This is a genomic window from Serratia liquefaciens (assembly GCF_027594825.1).
Lineage (GTDB): Bacteria > Pseudomonadota > Gammaproteobacteria > Enterobacterales > Enterobacteriaceae > Serratia > Serratia liquefaciens_A.
In genome coordinates, this window is sequence record NZ_CP088930.1 from 3,268,511 (window position 1) to 3,284,458 (window position 15,948).

At 53.6% G+C, this 15,948-nt stretch carries 11 protein-coding genes; 5 read left to right on the top strand and 6 right to left on the bottom strand.

The features are described 5' to 3' along the window. Positions 1–49: 49 nt before the first annotated feature. On the bottom strand, positions 50–2,008 hold the full coding sequence (gene acs / locus LQ945_RS14865; RefSeq protein ID WP_182820985.1) for an acetate--CoA ligase: 1,959 nt from the start codon (positions 2,006–2,008) through the stop codon (positions 50–52). A gap of 833 nt (positions 2,009–2,841) precedes the next feature. Here acs and gltP point away from each other — a divergent pair. After that, complete coding sequence (gene gltP / locus LQ945_RS14870) at positions 2,842–4,158, top strand: glutamate/aspartate:proton symporter GltP (RefSeq protein WP_182820983.1); 1,317 nt, start codon at positions 2,842–2,844, stop codon at positions 4,156–4,158. A 74-nt stretch (positions 4,159–4,232) separates the two neighbouring features. Here gltP and actS read toward each other — a convergent pair whose 3' ends face one another. Beyond that, a complete protein-coding gene (actS, locus tag LQ945_RS14875; protein WP_044553911.1) occupies positions 4,233–4,979 on the bottom strand; it encodes an amidase activator ActS in 747 nt (248 codons plus the stop codon). A 210-nt stretch (positions 4,980–5,189) separates the two neighbouring features. Between actS and LQ945_RS14880 the strand changes: the two genes are divergently transcribed. Both LQ945_RS14880 and LQ945_RS14885 read left to right on the top strand, forming a co-directional pair. Then, positions 5,190–5,813, top strand: coding sequence for a DUF2238 domain-containing protein (locus LQ945_RS14880; protein ID WP_044553912.1), 624 nt, complete (start codon positions 5,190–5,192; stop codon positions 5,811–5,813). Between the two features lie 79 nt (positions 5,814–5,892). Next, positions 5,893–6,639, top strand: a complete 747-nt coding sequence (locus LQ945_RS14885) for a sulfite exporter TauE/SafE family protein (protein WP_044554255.1) — start codon at positions 5,893–5,895, stop codon at positions 6,637–6,639. A gap of 141 nt (positions 6,640–6,780) precedes the next feature. On the opposite strand, the gene torD is transcribed toward LQ945_RS14885, so the two are convergent. Genes torD through torC form a run of 3 tightly spaced genes read right to left on the bottom strand, consistent with a single transcriptional unit; the run spans position 6,781 to position 11,145 of the window. Continuing rightward, positions 6,781–7,422, bottom strand: coding sequence for a molecular chaperone TorD (gene torD / locus LQ945_RS14890; RefSeq protein WP_270101082.1), 642 nt, complete (start codon positions 7,420–7,422; stop codon positions 6,781–6,783). A 12-nt stretch (positions 7,423–7,434) separates the two neighbouring features. Then, positions 7,435–9,969, bottom strand: a complete 2,535-nt coding sequence (gene torA / locus LQ945_RS14895; RefSeq protein ID WP_270101083.1) for a trimethylamine-N-oxide reductase TorA — start codon at positions 9,967–9,969, stop codon at positions 7,435–7,437. Positions 9,970–9,981: 12 nt separating this feature from the next. Then, a complete protein-coding gene (gene torC / locus LQ945_RS14900) occupies positions 9,982–11,145 on the bottom strand; it encodes a pentaheme c-type cytochrome TorC (RefSeq protein WP_270101084.1) in 1,164 nt (387 codons plus the stop codon). A gap of 134 nt (positions 11,146–11,279) precedes the next feature. Between torC and torR the strand changes: the two genes are divergently transcribed. Then, positions 11,280–11,975, top strand: coding sequence for a two-component system response regulator TorR (gene torR, locus LQ945_RS14905; protein WP_270101085.1), 696 nt, complete (start codon positions 11,280–11,282; stop codon positions 11,973–11,975). Here torR and torT read toward each other — a convergent pair. Further along, positions 11,922–13,004: a TMAO reductase system periplasmic protein TorT gene (torT, locus tag LQ945_RS14910; protein WP_270101086.1), complete on the bottom strand. Its 1,083-nt coding sequence runs from the start codon at positions 13,002–13,004 to the stop codon at positions 11,922–11,924. The genes torR and torT overlap by 54 nt on opposite strands. Before the next feature lie 81 nt (positions 13,005–13,085). On the opposite strand from torT, the gene torS reads away from it, so the two are divergent. Then, on the top strand, positions 13,086–15,827 hold the full coding sequence (torS, locus tag LQ945_RS14915; protein WP_270101087.1) for a TMAO reductase system sensor histidine kinase/response regulator TorS: 2,742 nt from the start codon (positions 13,086–13,088) through the stop codon (positions 15,825–15,827). Positions 15,828–15,948 lie beyond the last annotated feature (121 nt).

The following is a 15,948-nucleotide window of genomic DNA, read 5'->3' on the forward strand; positions in this document are numbered from 1 at the left end:
AGCCGATCATTGGGTTATCTTCCCGCCGATCGGCCAGAGGCGGCGTAAATTATGACGGCACTTTCATTGATTGTTTTTCTTCCAACAGCTTGTCGACTACGGCCGGATCCGCCAGCGTTGAGGTATCCCCCAGGTTGCTGGTATCGCCGGCGGCAATTTTGCGCAAGATACGGCGCATGATCTTGCCGGAGCGCGTTTTGGGCAGGGAGTCTGTCCAGTGCAGCACGTCCGGAGTAGCGATCGGCCCTATTTCTTTACGTACCCAGTTACGCACTTCGGTATAGAGCTCAGGCGAAGGTTCCTCGCCGTGATTGAGCGTGATATAGGCGTAAATTGCCTGGCCTTTAATGTTATGCGGAATGCCGACTACCGCCGCTTCGGCGATTTTCGGGTGAGAGACCAGGGCAGATTCGATTTCAGCGGTGCCCAGACGGTGGCCGGACACGTTCAGTACGTCGTCGACGCGGCCGGTGATCCAGTAGTACCCGTCTTCGTCACGGCGCGCGCCGTCACCGCTGAAATACATGCCTTTAAAGGTGGAAAAGTAGGTTTGCTCGAAGCGATCGTGATCGCCGAACAGGGTTCGCGCCTGGCCAGGCCAGGAGTCGGTGATCACCAGGTTACCTTCGCAGGCCCCTTCTTGCGGCGTGCCGACATTATCGACCAGCGCCGGCTGCACGCCGAAGAACGGACGCGTTGCCGAACCGGCTTTCAGCTCGGTGGCACCCGGCAGCGGGGTGATCATAAAGCCGCCGGTTTCGGTCTGCCACCAGGTGTCAACGATGGGGCATTTGCCGTTGCCGATTTTATTGTAATACCACTCCCAGGCTTCCGGGTTGATTGGCTCACCCACCGATCCCATGATGCGCAGCGAGTCGCGTTTAGTGCCTTCGATCGCTTTGTCGCCTTCAGCCATCAGGGCGCGAATGGCGGTTGGGGCGGTGTACAGAATATTGACCTGATGCTTGTCGATCACCTGTGACAGACGGTTGACGCCAGGGTAGTTGGGCACGCCCTCAAACATCAGGGTAATGGCGCCGCAGGCCAGCGGGCCATACAGCAAATAGCTGTGTCCCGTGACCCAACCCACGTCGGCGGTACACCAATAGACGTCGCCATCGTGATAATCGAATACGTACTTAAAAGTCATGGCGGCGTAGACCAGATAGCCACCGGTGGTATGCAGCACGCCTTTGGGTTTGCCTGTTGACCCGGAGGTATAAAGGATAAACAGCGGATCTTCCGCATTCATCTCTTCCGGCGGACAGTCGGCTGAGACGCCTTCGGTCAGCTCATGCCACCACAGATCGCGACCTTCCTGCCAGTAACCCGGTTTGCCGGTGCGCTTAAACACCACAACGTTGGTGACGCTTTTCACCCCAGGATTCTTCAGCGCATCATCGACGTTTTTCTTCAAGGGTACAGAACGTCCGGCACGCAGGCCTTCGTCAGCGGTAATAACCAGTTTTGAGTTGGAGTCGATAATTCGCCCGGCGACCGCTTCCGGCGAGAAACCGCCAAAGATAACCGAATGCACGGCTCCGATGCGGGCGCAGGCCAGCATGGCCACAGCGGCTTCCGGCACCATCGGCATATAGATAGCCACGACGTCGCCTTTTTTAACGCCCAGCTTTTTCAGCACGTTGGCGAACTGGCAGACATCGTGGTGCAGTTGTTTGTAGGTCACCTTTTTTGACTGGGTGGGATCATCACCTTCCCAGATGATGGCGGTTTGGTCACCACGTTCGGCCAGATGGCGATCGAGGCAGTTGGCCGCCAGGTTAAGGGTTCCGTCTTCAAACCAGCGAATGCTGATATGGCCCGGATCAAAAGAGGTGTTTTTCACCCGGCTATAAGGCTTTATCCAGTCGAGGATTTTTCCCTGTTCGCCCCAGAACGTTTCTGGGTCTTGCACAGATTGTTGATAATATTGTTGATATTGTGTCGGGCTGATCAGGGCGTGTTCTGCAATTGCAGAAGGAATAGCGTGTTTATGCACTTGGCTCATAGCTTTTCTCCTTGAAGTTGTTAATGATATGTCAACTGAAGGTTAAGTATAGTTTGCTCCGATTCTTTGTTTCTTTTTTGCGCGGCAGATCACGCAACGAAGATATTGATTTGTAATAGTTCTGCCCCATTTGTGTTGAGCATCTACCTGCTTGGCGGGAAAAAACGCTCAGATACTAAGTTTTCGCCAGAAAACACTATCTAAAGAACTAAAAAGAATAACCAATCCGACAATAAACCCGATTTTTATTGCCATTTTTTAATATAAAACACCACCGTTTAAATCTCGGTTAAATCCTTTTGGAACATAGTTCCCTTTTGATATTCGATGTGGATATTAATAGCCCGGTGGTCAGTCATCGGTGTTAATAAGGGAATAACTTGAGAATTATCCTAATAAATAGACGATAAAATGAGGCTGTTGGACGCTCTGCTATTTTCATTTTTAAAACCTTATCGCAACAAAATATAAACATTCTCGATGGACTAAATATGCAAGATTAGCGAGAATAAACGCACTTTCATCCGATTAAAAAAGCAAAGTATGAGGTGGTTTCGTGATGTATCTCGCATAAAATTATGCTTTTAATAACAACCAATTATGTTTGGTGAAATTAAATACTAAATTCATTGGTGATTATATTTTGCACAAATGGCCGATAAAACAAGGCTTGCAGAGCATGCCTTCCAGATGGTACAGATTTAAATAGCGTCACACTAAGGGCAGGTGAGCGCTTCGTTGTCATCAACATAAGCCTGTATTAAATGATTAAGTATTCTTTTCGGCGCATTGTTTTAAATACGCGGAAAAGAGTCTTTGAGGACTTTTTGGGTATGAAAAGTGTAAAAATCAGTCTTGCTTGGCAAATCCTGATCGCGTTGGTACTGGGTATTATCGTTGGGGCCGTGCTCCATAATCAGACGGAATCACGGGAGTGGTTAGTCAGCAATATTCTTAGCCCGGCGGGAGATATATTTATTCGCCTGATTAAGATGATTGTTGTGCCGATCGTTATTTCTACACTGGTTGTCGGTATCGCCGGGGTGGGAGATGCGAAAAAGCTGGGTCGGCTCGGATTGAAAACCATTATTTACTTTGAAGTGATCACCACCGTTGCCATCGTGGTGGGGCTGACGCTGGCTAATGTTTTTCAACCCGGTCACGGCATCGACATGTCGACGCTGACCGCAGTCGATATCTCGCAGTATGAGAAAACCACGGAGCAGGTGCAAAGTGGGTCGCACAGCCTGGTTGCTACGGTTCTGTCGTTGATCCCGTCGAACATTTTCGCTTCGATGGCGAAGGGCGACATGTTGCCGATTATCTTCTTCTCGGTACTCTTTGGTCTGGGCCTGTCGTCATTGCCGAAAGAAACCAAAGAACCGCTGCTGAAGGTGTTTAAAGCCGTTTCCGAAAGCATGTTCAAAGTTACTCATATGATCATGCGCTATGCGCCGATCGGGGTATTTGGTCTGATCTCAGTGACGGTCGCCAACTTTGGTTTCGCCTCGCTGTTGCCTTTGGCCAAGCTGGTGGTGCTGGTGTACTTCGCTATCGCCTTCTTCGCTTTGGTGGTACTGGGCGCTGTTGCTCGCATCTGCAATCTGCGTATCTGGACGTTGATTCGTATTTTAAAGGATGAACTGATCCTGGCCTTCTCCACTGCCAGTTCAGAAACGGTGCTGCCGCGTATCATCGAAAAAATGGAAGCCTATGGTGCACCGAAAGCGATCACCAGTTTTGTGGTGCCTACGGGGTACTCCTTCAATCTGGACGGCTCAACGCTGTATCAGAGCATCGCCGCCATCTTTATTGCGCAGCTGTACGGCATTGAACTGTCCCTGGGGCAGGAGATTGTCCTGGTGGTGACGCTGATGCTGACTTCGAAGGGCATTGCCGGCGTGCCGGGCGTTTCCTTTGTGGTGCTGTTGGCCACGCTGGGCAGCGTCGGGATCCCGCTGGAAGGTCTGGCGTTTATCGCCGGGGTTGACCGTATTCTGGATATGGCACGTACCGCGCTGAACGTGGTGGGCAATGCGCTGGCGGTACTGGTGGTTGCAAAATGGGAGCACCAGTTCGACAGCAAAAAAGCACGGGCTTACGAGCAAGCTTTCTTGTCCGGCAAGGTAAAGCAGGTCAACGAGTCTTAACGGCACTTGGCTGGATATGAAAAACCCGCCTTGAGCGGGTTTTTTCGTCCATTTTTTCCTTTACCGATGCAGGATCAGCAGGACGGTGCGGAACCCTGCGGCGGCAAGAAGCGCAGCGGATCCAGGGCGGTGGCACGATAGCGGATTTGGAAGTGCAACATGACTTTATCGGTGCCGGTGCTGCCCATGGTGGCAATTTTTTGCCCGGCTTTCACTTCCTGCGCATTACGCACCAGCAAGGTATTGTTGTGGGCGTAGGCGCTGATGTAATCATCATTGTGCTTTATCATAATCAGATTGCCATAGCCCCGCAGCTGGTTACCCACGTACACCACTCGCCCTTTGGCTGCGGCAAATACCGGCTGCCCGCGGTTACCGGCGATATCAATGCCTTTATTGCCGCCGTCGGCGGTAGAATATTTACTGACGATATTGCCCTGGGTTGGCCAGCGCCAGCATTTGATGCTGCTGCGGATCGGCGGTGTCACGGCTGCAATTTGGCCCGTTGATTTAGTTTTGCGCGTTTTGCCTTTCTTCGCTGTCGTATTGTTTAACGCCAGCGTTTGACCAATTTCCAGATTGTAAGGCTTGGGGATCTTGTTGCGACGCGCAAGTTCGCTGACTTCGCTATTGGTGATCCAGGCTATATAAAACAGGGTATCACCGCGTTTGACGGTATAGGTATTGCCGCTATAGCTGCCTCTGGCCAGGCTATCGTAGTCGCGGTCATAGGTGTTCGCCTTCTTGGAGCCACAGCCCAGCAACGCAAGACTGACTACGCACACGGCAATCAGCCGCCATACAGCGAATGTGCTTCCCATACTCAAATATCGTCCTTAAACGTCGTCGCTCTTAGTAGTTATGCTGCCAGATGGTGCCTGTGCGGGAGCATAGTGATCTTCGTATAGTAACATCAACGGCTATGTGGTCAAAAAAGCTGCCTGGCGGCTTTGCCGAACGGCGAAGTATGCCGCCTTTATTTTGCCACTGTATAATAATGCGATAACTTTCACCGCTTTGGTAACTTCAGCATGTCCCTCTTGTCTGCCCGTTATTTATTACCCACCGCAGCTTTGTTGCTGATTGCACTGCTGATTTACAGCGGCGTGTATCCTTATGACCGAATGACCTGGCTGATGGAAGTCATGCCGGTTGTGATAGCGCTGGTTGTTTTGTGGCTGACCCGGCGTCGCTATCCGCTAACCCCCTTGTTGTATCAGCTGATTTTTCTCCATGCGTTAATTTTGATTTTTGGCGGCATGTATAGCTATGCGCGCGTGCCTGCCGGGTTTTACGTGCAGGAGTTATTGGGATTGGGGCGCAACCCCTACGATAAGCTCGGGCATTTTTTCCAGGGGCTGGTGCCTGCGCTGGTGGCGCGGGAAATTCTGCTGCGTGGGGATTATGTCCGAGGCCGGAAAATGTTGGGTTTCGTGGTGTGCTGCATTGCGTTGGCTATCAGCGCGGTTTATGAACTGATCGAATGGTGGGCCGCATTGGCATTAGGGCAGGGGGCCGATGAGTTTCTGGGAACACAGGGCGACCCATGGGATACCCAGTCTGACATGTTCTGTGCCCTGTTGGGGGCAGCATGTGGGCTGTTGCTGCTTGGCCGTCGACAGGATCGGCAACTTGCTGGTTTAAGCGCGAAATAGCGTTCCTCCGTTTATCTACTAAAGTATTAGGTTTTAGCCTGCAGCTCGCTTCAGGGGAATGGACTAGGCGGAAATGGATATGCAAGAAACCCTAACGCTCTCAAGCTATCTGGTACTGGCCGCCACCTTGCTGGTGGCCTATGTCATTTTCGGTATTGCCGGCTTTGGCTCGGCGTTAGTCGCCAGTCCGGTGATGGCGCTTTATATTCCGGTGGCGAAAATTGTTCCTTTGCTGGCGCTGCTGGACATGTGCGCGGCCATTGTTAACGTCAGCCGCGATGGTCGCAATGCGCAATGGGGAGAATTAAAGCGGCTGATCCCGGTGATGATTATCGGCAGCTTACTGGGCGCGGCGATCCTGCTGAAAACCAGGCCGGATATCCTCTTGCTGGCGTTGGGCATTTTTGTGGTGTTCTATGCTCTCTATTCACTAAGCGGTTTAAAACCCGATCGGCAATTTTCGCCCAGGGCTTCGGTGCCTTTTGGCCTGGTGGGCGGGATTTTCAGTGCATTATTCGGCAGCGGCGGCTTTATCTATGCCATCTATCTCAGCGGTCGTATTGAGAAAAAAGAGGCTTTCCGGATAACTCAAACCACACTTATCGGGATGAGTACGCTGACGCGGGTGGTTATTTTCACCTTTGCCGGTGTTTATCTGGACGTTGATTTATTGCTACTGGCGTTGGTGCTGCTGCCGGGTATGTTGGTGGGGATTACCCTGGGGCGTCATTTCACTTTGAAAATGTCACGTGAGCAATTCCTGAAGCTAATCAATGTGATTTTGTTAGCCTCGGGTACCATGCTGATGGTTAAGTATTTCAGTTGAGCATGAGTGGCGGAATGCCTTCGGCCATGCCAGCAAGCTTTGCTTCGATCCCAATTGAGCGACGCTCGTGGGCGTAGCCACTTATTCCGGCATCCTCGCAGGCGCGCTTGGCCCTCAGGTTATGAGGGCCAAGCCGGTGATTTATGGCATGGGCATGCCGGCATCGAGGCGCATCAACGCTAGCAGTAAGCCGCTGAGTGCGGCATAGAAGCCAAACTTGTCGTAACTGAGGCAGCGCTGATTAAACTCCGGCAGCCAACTCAGACAGTGAATCAAGGCTTCGCTTCGCAGTTCAAGCAACTCCCTGCGTTCATCCCCCGCTTCCGTTAATGCAAAATTCAGGTGGCTCAACAGCTCGACAACCAGGGCTAAATGATCTTCCGGTTCGCCAAAGGAACTCTCCACCACCATGCCCGATTGTGCCAACAGCGCTTTCATCTGCGCGCTGGGTTCCTGCTTAAAACGCGCAGATGCCAACTGATAACAAGAGGAATAGGGTAACGCAGCGGATTTCTCCGTCATCAGGAACAGCCCGGCGAAGTCGGCGGCCAATTCCAGCTGGGCGTCGGGCCGCCGTTGGAGTGCCGTAACGGTTTGTCTGAACCGGGTTACCGGCGCTGTCAGCTCTGGCAGCGGCTCAAGTATTGCCAACCATGCGGTGAGTTCAGGGCTGGTCAGTTCTGCAATTTGCACGTCGCTAAGCTCACGGGCGAAACTGCCGGATAACCAGGCATAGAGGCAAGCATAATGCGGGTGTCCCAGCGCTGAAACATGATCTTCCATGGAACTTCCTCTTCACTGCGCCACGTTTGCCGGCGTCATCGGCACATAGTCGCATTGCGCAACCATTTCCAATGGGCCATTAAACGCGGTAACAGGTGCGATTTTGCCAGTAAAGCGCTCAATCTCAACCAGTGCCGTATGGGCGCTGGTCGCCTGAGCCAGTTCGGAGGAGCCGATATCCAACGTCAGCACATTCGGATTGCCGTATTTGCACAGGCTACCCGCCACGCCGCCATGCTCAGGATCGTACCAGGCACCTTCATGGATGCGGATCACTCCCGGCGCATAACGATCGGAAACCACTGCGCCGGCCAAGACCTGTCCACGGGCATTAAACACTCGTACAACATCACCATTATTGATGCCGCGAGCATCCGCGTCCTGCGGGCTGATAAATACCGGTTCCTTACCCGCGACGCTGTACTGTGCACGAAGGGTTTCAGATTCGCACAGCTGGGAGTGCAGCCGGAAATCGGGATGCACCGACTGCAAATGCAGTGGGTAGCGCGTTGAAAGCGGCCCGCCGTGTGAACGTTCCGCCTTCTCAAACCACATAGGGTAGCCTCGGCAGTTTTTATAATTCATATCGGCAATGCTCTTTGAGTAAATCTCGATCAGGCCGCTTGGGGTGCCTAAAGGCTCCAGATCCGGGTCTTGACGAAACGCCTGGTGACGCACGAACATTTCGGGGTGTTGGAACTCGACGTAGCCGTCACCATCCCAAAACTCATCGAAGGCAGGCAAAGCCACGCCGCGCCCTTTGCCCTGGCGCGCGCCGTCCTGATAAATGCGTTTGAGCCAACCCATTTCATCCAGGCCTTCGGTGAAATCACGTTCGCGATCGAACAGTTTGCAAAGTTCGCGCAGGATATCGAAGTCATTGCGTGCCTCAAACTGTGGCGGTACCAGTTGTTTCATCGCGATAATGCCGCGATTGGAGTGGTTGCCAAACTGATCGAGATCGTTGCGTTCGAATTGTGTGGTAGCAGGCAGAACGATATCGGCAAAACGGCAGGTTGAGGTCCACTGATTATCAATAGAAATGACGGTTTCCAGCTTCTGCCAGCCGGTAATCATCCGGTTAACCTGCTGATGGCGATGGAACGGGTTGGTGCCAGCAAATACGCACATTTTCAGCATCGGCAGCTTGACGCGTTTGCCATTCCAATCGATCTCCATGCCCGGTTCCAGCATGGCATCGATAAAGCGCGCGATCGGAATGGTGCTGCTGTAACCTTTAAAATCCCCCTTAGCATGGCGAGCTGGCGTGGTGGTTGAGCCGGAAAAACCGCTCAGGATCACCCCTTTTCGGCTCGGTGTCCCCGCGCCGTTATAGTGCCAACCAAAGCCAAAGCCGCCGCCAGGTAAGCCTATTTGGCCCAACATGGCCGCCAGCACTACCGTCATCCACGCCCATTGTTCGCCGTGTTGCATGCGTTGCACGCACCAGCCGGCAATGATTTGCGTACGGTTGGCCGCCATTTGGCGCGCCAATGCCTGGATGATTTCGGCATCGACGCCACACAGTGCCGACGCCCATTGGGCATCTTTGGGCTGGCCGTCCGTTTGGCCCAGCAAATAAGGGAGGAATTGCTCGAAGCCAACGCAATAGGTTTTGAGGAAGTGGGTATCGTGCAGATTTTCGCTGTACAGCGTGTGCGCCAGCGCTAACTGTAAGGGCACGTCTGTTTGCGGGTTCAGAGCAATGTGCTGCACATGCTCGCGGCCCAAAAACGCATGGGTAGATGACACCACAGGGTCAATGCTGACGACGTTGATTTCGCCTTTGGCCACCTTGGCTTTTAGTTCGGCGTAATATTCATAAACATCATGATCCGGACACCACCAGTTGGCCTGCTGGTTTTTCACCAGATCCGATCCCCAAAGCACCAGAGTTTTGCTGTGTTGCAGCACCAGCGGCCAGGACGTTTGCTGTTCATACACTTCCATTGAACCCACCACCCGCGGCAAAATCACCTGGGCGGCGCCCGTTGAGTAGTCGCCGCCGGTACCGACGGAATCTCCGTGCAGGGCCAGCGCCCGAGCCAGCATGCCGGCGGCATTGTGGAACATGCCGGTCGATTGCCAACCGGTGCCGGATAGCAGAGCCGACGGGCCGTAGGTGTTCTGCACCCGCTCAAGCTCTTGATAGAACAGGTTCAGTGCTTCATCCCAACTTACCCGCACAAAACGGTTGTCGCCGCGCTGCGTGGTATCACTCAAATGGCGTTTACGCATCCAGTCAATTCGTACCATCGGATAGCGGATACGTGCCGTGCCATGGACGTGATCGGGCAAGCCCGCAATCATTTTTGAGGGATGTTTATCCATTTCGAAGGGTTTGGCAGCGACAAACCGCCCGTCTACCACGGTGGCGCGGATGGCTCCCCAATGGGAACCGGTCAGGATGCCTTCTTGTAACCCTCCCTGGGCCAGGGCATTTTTCGGCACTAACAGCGAAGGGCCTATCATGCCAATGGCCGTTAAGCCACCAAGCTGGGCCAGAAAACGACGGCGGGACAAGCTGACGTTCTGTGATGATTTCATGTGCATTCTCCCTTAGTGCTTCTGGTCTGCGCCGCCGGTATCGGAAGCATTCATCTGCAAATATTTCAGCAGGGTGCGTTCTTCCCGCTTATCCAGGCTGGTAAAGCCCACCATGCCGTTTAGCGTGCCGATCCAGCCGTTGGCGTCAAAGTGCGCAATGTCCGGGGCACCGTGGCATTGGTTACAGGTGCCGGTGTACAGCGCGCTGGTGTAGGCCCAAATCGGTTTGATATCGTTGACCAGGTCACCTTTTTGCACCCAGGCGGTGGTTTGCAGTTTGCTCCACTCCGTGCCGGTGGTGGCTACCGTAGTTTTTTCTAGCGTTTGGGCGTGCTTTTGCACTTCATCGCGAATGGAAGAAACAAAAATGCGTTTGCCAGGCAGCAGCGAAAGCACGCGCTGGCGTCCCTCGGTTTCTGTCCAACCCACGATTTGCACTTCAAGCCAGTCGCCGTCACGTTTGACGACCTTAACTTCCGAAGCCGGCAGCAAAGAGCCCGCCGGTTCTTTATCACCTTTGGCCGCGTAGATAGGCTTCATGTCCAGCGTATACAGTGTGTTGCCGTCACTGTTTTCGTTGGCGTGCAGGCGCATATCTTCAAATTGCTTGCGGAAACCGCTGCTCATGTCCGGCAACTGGTGGGCAATACCCTTGTGGCAATCGACGCAGGACTGATTGTCTTTCGCCGCAATGCTCATCTGTTTGGCTGCTTCCGGGTGCTGCTTGCTGTGCTCCATGGCCTCGTAGTTATGGCAAGAACGGCAGCCGACGGAGTTGTTGTCTTTCATGCGCTTCCATTCGCGCTTGGCCAGTTCGGCGCGTTTCGCTTCGAATTTTTCAGGCGTATCAATCGAATGGGCAATAAAGTTTTGGTAGAGATCGTTGGCTGCTTCCAGCTTGCGCCACAGCATGCCTGGAACATCCGGTGGGATATGGCAGTCCCGGCATTCCGCGCGTACGCCGGATGCATTTTTGAAGTGAATGGACTGTTGGTATTCTTGATAGACCGGCTGCATCGCATGACAGCTGACGCAGAATTCCGTATTGCTGGTGATCTTAATGCCGGTATGCGGCACGATAATGAGGGCCAACCCGATAATGCAACCGATCCCTAACAATGCCAGCACTGACCACCTGGCGCTGGGCCGGGTCAGTTTTCGCCAAAGTTTGCTCATAAATAAACCTTCTCGTTATTATGGGTACTCCTTTGGTAGGATATTGAGTAAATATGAACGGGGTCACCGGTCTGGATGAATGGAATAAGTCAGAATATGAATGGATATGAACAGGCTGGGGCGAGCGTGAAATCATGAGCCATCACATTGTTATCGTTGAGGACGATCCGGTTACCCAGGCGCGCTTACGTGATTATTTTGTTCATGAGGGCTACCAGGTTTCTGTGGCAGAAAGCGGGGCGGGGCTGAAGGAAATTATGCTGCTTCAGCCGGTAGATCTGGTGCTGCTGGACATCAACCTGCCCAATGAAAATGGCTTGTTGCTGACCCGATCCCTGCGTGAGCGTTCAAACGTCGGCATTATTCTCGTGACTGGCCGTTGCGAGCAAATTGATCGGATTGTAGGGCTGGAAATGGGGGCGGATGACTATGTCACTAAACCTCTAGAATTGCGTGAGCTGGTGGTGCGGGTCAAAAACCTCCTTTGGCGCATCGATCTGGCCAAAACGCCCACAAGGCAAGGGCAACAGGAAAACTGCTATCTGTTCGCCGGGTATTGTCTTAATCCTTCCAGGCATACGCTGGAATGCGAGGGGGAGCCGATTCGCCTGACGCGAGCCGAATACGAAATGCTGCTGGCATTTATCACCAACCCGGGCACGGTGTTGAGCCGCGAACGGCTGCTGCGCATGTTGTCATCTCACCGTGTTGACCAGCCTGATCTTCGTACTGTGGATGTCCTGATCCGCCGGTTGAGAAACAAATTGAGCCACGAGTTATTTGTCACCCGGCATGGCGAGGGTTACTTTCTGGCGGCTGACGTTAGCTGAAGGCAACAGGTACACCGGGCGAAAACCCAGGGGAGAAAGGGATAACTTTACCTTCTCAGGGGTAATATTCGCCGGCGTCAGCACCAGAATTTGCGGGCTGATGTTCATGTCAACGTGTTGATGCTGCAAGGCTCGTATGGCTTGATCGACGGCCAGCTCGCCCTGAAGCGCCATTTGGTCACTGGCCGCCACGATGATTCTGCCACGTTTCAGTCCCCGGTATACCTGATGAGACAGGTAAAAAGAGACAATTCCCAAGGGATGGCGGCGGTTGCGTGCTTCTCCCATAGCGACCTGAGCGGCGATGGCATTCCCGGCAATCAGGTTGATTTCAGGGTGTTTTTCCAGCATGTCTTGTAATAGGTTACGCTGTATTTCTACGTCGTTATCGCCATAAACCACATCGACGATCTTGATCGAACTTCCTTCCACCGCGGTGCGAAACCCGTCAACCATTGCCTGGCTGCCACCGGCATCCTTTGGCCCTGGCATCAGCAGCACATGGAGTGAAGGGTGAGGGGGATGTTCGGCCAGATATCGGCCAGGTTGGTAGCCCATTTGAAACCAGGGCACGCCCACCCGGGCTTTGGCCACCGCAAAATTCAGTTCATTCACTACGGCAATCACCGGCGTGTCGCTAACGGAGGCCGCCAGATCGGGGAATTGAGCCAGGCTGCTGCCAAGCAAAATTGCATCGGCCCCCCATTGGCGACAGAGCGTTAATTGCTCGCGTTGGGTTTCAAGCTGCGAATAGCCACCGGCTTCAAATATCTTCAACTGCACGTTAGTCCGCTGGGCTTCACGGATCATGCCGTAATTGATGGAGAGCCAGTAAGCGTCCTTCAGGCTGGGGTAGAGGGCGCATAATTTCCAACGGCGTTCCACCTGCAATACCGGCATGGCGGCCACCGGCTCTGATTGCCGCTCGTTTAGCCAACGCACCAGAGGGGCTTGCGACACAGCCAATGCCGAGCAGGTTATCGCGCCGCAGAAAAACGGCAGAAGAAAACGGAAAATCGCGCTGCGCATAATAGCCTCATAATTAATAAGCCTTTATGCTAGAGGTTTCGTCACTGATAAAACAACTTTAATTTCATAATCAGGATATCTATGGGGCACCCTTCATTAACGCAGCGACTTTGGTTGGCTTTTTTGCTGATGGTAGGGTTAGCGCTGATCAGTTCGCTGATAGGTTGGTTGGGTTTTCGCTTTATGGGCGAGGTCGAACAAAATCGCACCCGGTCAGTGATCCCGACGATGAATTTGGCCCGGCAACTCAGTGAGGCCAGCGCATACGAATTGTTTTCCGCCCAAAGTTTGACCAATGCCGACACCCAGGCCGATTGGATGGCACAAGGGAAAATGCTCACGGTGCAAAGTTTACGTATCAACCGGCTTTTGGAGCGCTTGCGCAGCCAAGGGTTTGATACGGCGGCAATAGAGCAGCAGGAGTCCGACATTACGCGCAGTTTAGGCCTGCAGGGTGAATTGGTTGGCCAGCGCCTGGCGCTGCGCAAACAGCAGCGCGATCTTTCCCGTGAAATTATGGATGCGGCGGCCCGCATTGCCGAGTTGGCCAAAGGGCAGTTAAACAATGCGGCAACGGCCGCAGGCGTTACGCAGGCAGGGATTTACGATTTGATTGAGCAGCATCGCAGTCAGACCGCGGAGCAGGCGTTAGATCGCCTGATTGATATCGATTATGAATATCAAAATCAAATGGCTGAGCTGCGGCTCAATGCGATACAAATTGAGCATCTGATTTTGCTGCTGGAGAAGGAATTGGCCGAGCGCGTGCCGGCAGAATTAATCTCCCGTATCGGCAACTACGTTCGTATTCTCCAGCGCAGGCAGGAGCGAGTTGAAGATCCCCTCACAGGCGAAAAGATAGCGCGTGAATTACAGACCCTGGCACGTTATCAACAGCTTGCGGCACTGTATCAGCGGGAAAGGGATCTCCGCGCGCAGCTTCAGGCGCTGTCGCAAGACAACCTGGATATGTTTACTCGCTTCAGTACTGAAATCAGCCGTCAGGTCGGCGATATCGAACTGCGCAATACTCAGGCGTTAGAGGCACTTCGGCAGGCTCGGGAAACGGGAAAGTTCTGGCTGATTGCCTTGAGTTTGTTCTCGTTGGTGGCGCTGTCGCTGATCCTGTGGCGCGTGGTTTGGCGCTCGGTGACGTTGCCCTTGGCAAAGCAAACAGCCGCTTTGGAAAGGTTATTGGAGGGCGATCTCAACACGCCATTTCCGGCGACTTCCGGTGTGCGGGAGTTAAATACCATGGGGCAGTTGATGGAGGCTTTTCGCGCCAATGCCTATGCCTTACAAAACCAGCGCCAAGACTTGGTGGAGCAGGTCGAATTACGTACCGCCGAGTTGGAAGCCATGGTGATGGAGCACCACCAGGCTCGGGCAGAGGCGGAAAGGGCCAACCGGGCTAAGTCCGCCTTTTTGGCCGCGATGAGTCATGAAATTCGCACTCCGCTGCACGGTATACTGGGCACGGCTCAACTGTTATCAGAGCAACCGTTGTCGATAAAGAATATCTCCTACGTTCAGGCGATTAATGATTCCGGTGAAAGCCTGCTGGCGATCCTCAACGATATTTTGGATTACTCTGCGCTCGAGGCGGGTAAGGGCAGCGTTACGCTCAACGAAGAGGCGTTCGATCCGCGCCAGTTATTGGCGAGTATCGTACAGTTGATGTCCGGGCGGCCCCGCCATCGTGAGGTCACGTTAACGCTCATTTGCGCCGACGAGTTGCCTCAATGGCTAAAAGGCGATCCGAGGCGCATTCGCCAAATTGTGATGAATCTGCTGGCCAATGCTCTGCGTTTTACCGAGAGAGGCCAGGTGGAGGTTCGCTGCCATAGCGACGGGCAGCGCTGGCAAATTGACGTTGCAGACACGGGGTGTGGCATTGCTGGTGAAGCGCTGGCGCAGATTTTTAAACCCTTTGTGCAACTGACGACAAAGCGTGGCGGTACCGGACTTGGGCTGGCGATCAGTCGGGGGTTGGCGGAGGCGCTGCAGGGGAGCTTAAGCGTGACCAGCACGCCGGGAAGCGGCAGCTGTTTTTCACTGAGTCTGCCGCTGGTTATCGCAGCTACGCCGATACAGCATCGGGCCGAAGAGCGAACGAGTCTCTCCGGTTACCGCCTGCTGCTGGTGGAGGACAATCTGGTTACCCAGCGTATTACCGCCGAAATGTTGCTGTCTTGCCATGCCCAGGTGGAGGTGGTGGATGATGGTCAAAGCGCACTGAACACATTGGCGGCTGATGGCGCATTCAGCGGCGTGCTGGTGGATTTAGACCTGCCGGATATGGACGGTGTGACGCTCGCCGTGCAGATTGCCGCGCTTCGGCCAGGGTTGCCCCTTATCGGTTTCAGTGCCCATGCCGTCGATGAAGCCTTAAGGCTGAAGGCCGGGCAGGTCTTCTGCGGATTAATACAAAAACCCATCGCGTGCGAGGCATTAAGTCGACTGATTGGACACTATTTAACGGCGGAAAAACGCCCGATGCCACTCGCTCCCACTTTGGATCTCGTTCAGCTAACGCAGGATATGGCTGTATTCGGTAAAGAGAAAATCAGCGAGTGGCGAGACCTGTTCGCAGAACATGCCTTGTCATGGGTGACCGAACTTGAACAAGCTAGCGAAGCAGGGGATGAGCGCAGGGTTGCGCATTTGGCACATAAACTAAAAAGCAGCTGTGCCAGTTTGGGCATGCAGCGTGCGGTTGAGGCCTGTTCCGAGCTGGAGCAGACACCGAATAAGCAGATTCCATTACGCCAAACAGTAATGGATGAGTTACAGCAGCTTTCGGCCTGGCTCGATATGGAATAAGCTCGTGGGGTGAAGAGTCTTATCCCAGAAAGCAAAAAACCCGCCATAGGCGGGTTCTTCTAAATATGGTGCCCGGACTCGGACAACCGGCCTTGCGCCGGATTGAACAACGCTTTAGCGT

Excerpts from the sequence above, each read along its gene's own strand:
- LQ945_RS14885 (WP_044554255.1), top strand. The coding sequence starts at position 5,893 with ATGCAAGAAACCCTAACGCTCTCAAGCTATCTGGTACTGGCCGCCACC.
- torT (WP_270101086.1), bottom strand. The coding sequence starts at position 13,004 with ATGCGCAGCGCGATTTTCCGTTTTCTTCTGCCGTTTTTCTGCGGCGCG.
- torS (WP_270101087.1), top strand. The coding sequence starts at position 13,086 with ATGGGGCACCCTTCATTAACGCAGCGACTTTGGTTGGCTTTTTTGCTG.
- acs (WP_182820985.1), bottom strand. The coding sequence starts at position 2,008 with ATGAGCCAAGTGCATAAACACGCTATTCCTTCTGCAATTGCAGAACAC.
- torD (WP_270101082.1), bottom strand. The coding sequence starts at position 7,422 with ATGGAAGATCATGTTTCAGCGCTGGGACACCCGCATTATGCTTGCCTC.
- torA (WP_270101083.1), bottom strand. The coding sequence starts at position 9,969 with ATGAAATCATCACAGAACGTCAGCTTGTCCCGCCGTCGTTTTCTGGCC.
- torC (WP_270101084.1), bottom strand. The coding sequence starts at position 11,145 with ATGAGCAAACTTTGGCGAAAACTGACCCGGCCCAGCGCCAGGTGGTCA.
- torR (WP_270101085.1), top strand. The coding sequence starts at position 11,280 with ATGAGCCATCACATTGTTATCGTTGAGGACGATCCGGTTACCCAGGCG.
- gltP (WP_182820983.1), top strand. The coding sequence starts at position 2,842 with ATGAAAAGTGTAAAAATCAGTCTTGCTTGGCAAATCCTGATCGCGTTG.
- actS (WP_044553911.1), bottom strand. The coding sequence starts at position 4,979 with ATGGGAAGCACATTCGCTGTATGGCGGCTGATTGCCGTGTGCGTAGTC.
- LQ945_RS14880 (WP_044553912.1), top strand. The coding sequence starts at position 5,190 with ATGTCCCTCTTGTCTGCCCGTTATTTATTACCCACCGCAGCTTTGTTG.